The sequence below is a fragment of the Eudoraea sp. genome (assembly GCF_049665975.1).
Taxonomy (GTDB): Bacteria; Bacteroidota; Bacteroidia; order Flavobacteriales; family Flavobacteriaceae; genus Eudoraea.
The window spans coordinates 1-3932 of the sequence record NZ_JBATGR010000132.1; the positions used below are offsets into that span (position 1 = coordinate 1).

Sequence of the window (3932 nt, forward strand, 5' to 3'; positions counted from 1 at the left end):
CCATTGCTTTTGCCATTAAAGACAGTTTACTTTATGAAGTTGAAAATTTTAACAGATGGAACAGATTAAGTAAACAATTGGCTGCTTTTCCCGAGGTGGACTATGTTGTATCTGTCGATAATCTTAAGGAACTTATAAGGGACAAGGAAGAACAACAATTTATTCTACGCCCGTTAATTGAGCAGACTCCGCGCAATAATATTGAGGTGGACAGTCTAACTCAATTTATGTTCAATAATTTACCTTTTTATGATAACCTGTTATACAATAAAGAAACGGGAACCATAAGAACGCTTGTCTATATGGACAAGGATATTGTAAACACTCCGGTTCGGAAAGATTTTATTCTAAAAGACCTTCATACACTAATTACCGATTTTGAGAAAGAGTCCGAAATGGATGTTCGGGTATCTGGAATGCCCTATATAAGAACAATGAACACTCAACATATCATTGACGAAATAGGAATATTCATTGCAGCGGCTCTTATTGTTACCTCCTTAATTTTCTTTTTCTTTTTCCGCAGTGTACGTGCAACATTAATTTCAATGTGTGTTGTGCTAATTGGGGTGATGTGGGCCTTCGGGATCCTCGGGCTTTTGAAATATGAAATCACAGTTCTAACGGCCTTGATTCCACCTCTTATCATCGTAATTGGGATTCCCAATTGTATTTTTCTAATCAATAAATATCAACAGGAAGTTAAAAAACATGGTAATCAGGCGTTATCCTTAAAAAGGGTAATATCAAAAATTGGCAATGCAACACTCATGACCAACGTTACCACAGCATGCGGCTTTGCAACCTTTATTATAACAGACAGTAAACTTTTGACCGAGTTTGGTATAGTGGCATCAATAAACATTCTATGCATCTTTATGCTTTCTATACTTATTATACCAATTGTGTATAGCTTTATGCACCTTCCAAAAACAAAACATCTTAAACACCTCAACAAAAAATGGATAGATGCTTTTGTAAACTGGATGGAACATATAGTGCGGGAAAAAAGGATAACTATTTATTCGATCTCTTTAATAGCATTAATAATTAGTATTATCGGAATTTATCAAATTAAAATTTCCGGGAATCTAGTTGAAGATATGCCTAAAAATACCGGGTTTTATAAAGACATTCAATTTTTTGACAAAGAGTTCAACGGAATTATGCCTATTGAGATTGTCATAGATACAGAAAGAAAAAAAGGGGTATTAAAACCAGTTACTCTGAAAAAAATGAACGAGTTGGGGGAAATGATTGAAGAGACCCCGGAATTATCAAAACCCATATCCGTGGTTAATTTGGTAAAGTATTCCAAGCAGGCTTTTTATAGTGGAATTCCTAAATATTACCAGTTACCTACGTCTCAGGAATACAATTTTATTATGGATGTTGCCCGAAAATCCCAGGGAAATGAAGGCTTAATTGAGAATTTTGTTGACAGTACAGGGCAGGTTGCCAGGATTACCACTTTCATTAAAGACGTACCCACGGAAAGAATGGAGGAAATTGAAAAATCCATGCTAGATAAAATCAAGAAAATTTTTCCGGAAGATCGTTTTAATGTATATGTGACCGGTAAAGCATTGCTTTTTTTAAAAGGCACGAAATATCTGGTAAAGAATTTAGTGCTTTCTTTATCCCTTGCAATTCTCTTAATTGCTCTATTCATGGCATATTTATTTCGTTCATTCAGAATGATTGTCATTTCTTTAATCCCAAATCTTTTACCCTTGGCAATTACCGCCGGGATTATGGGCTTTGTAGGAGTTCCTATTAAACCTTCCACGATATTAGTTTTTAGTATTGCCTTCGGGATTTCAGTAGATGACACCATTCACTTTCTGGCGAAATACCGGCAAGAACTGTCTGCTAACAATTGGCGAATTCAGAAATCGGTTTATGCCGCCTTACGTGAAACAGGTGTTAGTATGTTCTATACTTCTATCGTCCTTTTCTTTGGCTTTTCGGTATTTACAATTTCAAGTTTTGGGGGAACGGTTGCTTTGGGTGCATTAGTATCCGCTACATTGCTCTTTGCTATGTTAGCCAATTTAATTTTGCTTCCTTCATTACTTCTTTCATTAGAACGGAGTATCGCAAACAAAGAAGTTCTCAAAAAACCTCAAATAGATATTCTTCCTAAAGAGGAATTACCCAAAAGTAAATCGGAAGATTGAATCGTTGATACGCTACAGGTATTTTATAAGCGGTTTAGAGCTAAATATTTTTACCAAAAAGTTATCTTTACCATTCAAATTTAGAATTGATCTCATATGAAATCATACAGTATTAATGAGCTACTCCAGATACAACCTTTAAAACAGGAGGTAGAAGTAAATGGATGGGTGAAAGCATTTAGAAGCAATCGATTTATCGCTTTAAATGATGGCTCTACTATTAACAATATCCAATGTGTGGTTGATTTTGAACAATTCAATGAAGACTTACTAAAGAAAATTGCAACAGGAGCTGCTTTAAAAATAAAAGGAGTCCTAGTAGAAAGCCTGGGTAAAGGACAAAACGTGGAGATACAAGCGCTTGAAATCTTTGTTCATGGAGTGTCTGATCCGGATAGTTATCCTATTCAACCCAAAAAGCATTCAATGGAGTTTTTAAGAGAGCAGGCCCATTTAAGGATTCGCACAAATACCTTTGCAGCCGTTATGCGTGTCAGATCTGCCCTCTCATTTGCAATCCATTCATATTTTCAAAAAAACGGATTTTATAATTTTCATGCTCCAATAATTACTGGTTCGGATGCAGAAGGGGCAGGTGAAATGTTCAGAGTTAGTACATTAGATCCTAAAACTCCACCTTTGACAGATAGCGGTGATGTAAATTATAAAGAAGATTTTTTTGGCAAGGAAACCAATCTAACTGTCTCAGGGCAGCTTGAAGCAGAAGCATATGCGATGGGATTGGGTAAAGTATATACTTTTGGCCCTACTTTTAGGGCAGAAAATTCGAATACTTCAAGACATCTTGCAGAGTTTTGGATGATTGAACCTGAAATGGCCTTTTATGATCTTAAAGATAATATGGATCTGGCAGAAGATTTTATTAAAAACATTATTTCTTATCTTTTAGAAAATTGTGAAGAGGATTTGGTATTCCTGGAAAAACGGCTACTCGATGAAGAGAAAACTAAACCTATGGCGGAACGAAGTGAAATGGCACTTATAGATAGGTTAAAATTTGTAGTAGATAATAAATTTATAAGAATTACATATACCGAAGCAATCGAAATTTTAAGGAATAGCAAGCCAAACAAAAAGAAAAAATTTCAATACCAAATTAATGAATGGGGTGTAGATTTACAAAGTGAACACGAGCGCTATTTAGTAGAAAAACATTTTAAATGCCCAGTTATTTTATTTGATTATCCTGCCAAAATAAAGGCATTTTATATGCGTTTAAATGAAGACGGGAAAACCGTAAGAGCCATGGATATTCTATTCCCGGGAATAGGTGAAATTGTAGGAGGTTCTCAGCGTGAAGAACGATTGGAGGTATTAAAAGAAAAAATAGCCGCTTTAGGGATAGATGAAAAAGAACTTTGGTGGTATCTTGATCTAAGGAAATTTGGGACTGCCATTCACAGTGGATTTGGACTTGGCTTTGAGAGAATGGTGCAATTTGCTACCGGAATGGGCAATATAAGAGATGTGATTCCTTTTCCAAGAACCCCACAAAATGCCGAGTTTTAAGGGCTAAGTCGTTACATCATATTAATTCTTTAACTTTATAGATAGGAAAAGAATACAAGCCTATGCTAAAACAACACTTACAGTTTAAATTATCGCAAAAGCTATCTCCTCAGCAAATTCAGTTGATGAAGTTAATTCAGCTTCCTACGCAGGCATTTGAACAGCGAATAAATCAGGAACTTGAGGAAAATCCGGCCTTAGAAAGTGGCAAAGAAGAAAAAA

Annotated in this window: 2 protein-coding genes and 1 pseudogene; all 3 read left to right on the plus strand. The window is 35.5% G+C overall.

The annotated features are described in order from the left end of the window. Window positions 1-2180: efflux RND transporter permease subunit (locus tag WBN20_RS05215; protein WP_424280961.1), on the plus strand; the 2180-nt coding region annotated here is incomplete at its 5' end. Window positions 2181-2276: 96 nt separating this feature from the next. Continuing rightward, the gene (gene asnS, locus WBN20_RS05220) at window positions 2277-3710 is read left to right on the plus strand and encodes an asparagine--tRNA ligase (RefSeq protein ID WP_424274465.1); all 1434 of its coding nucleotides are present in this window, start codon (window positions 2277-2279) and stop codon (window positions 3708-3710) included. A gap of 62 nt (window positions 3711-3772) precedes the next feature. Continuing rightward, a pseudogene (locus tag WBN20_RS05225) lies at window positions 3773-3932 on the plus strand (RNA polymerase factor sigma-54); the annotation flags it as partial.

What these genes read in the sequence shown, in the direction of transcription:
- asnS (WP_424274465.1), top strand. Translation starts at nt 2,277, where the DNA reads ATGAAATCATACAGTATTAATGAGCTACTCCAGATACAACCTTTAAAA.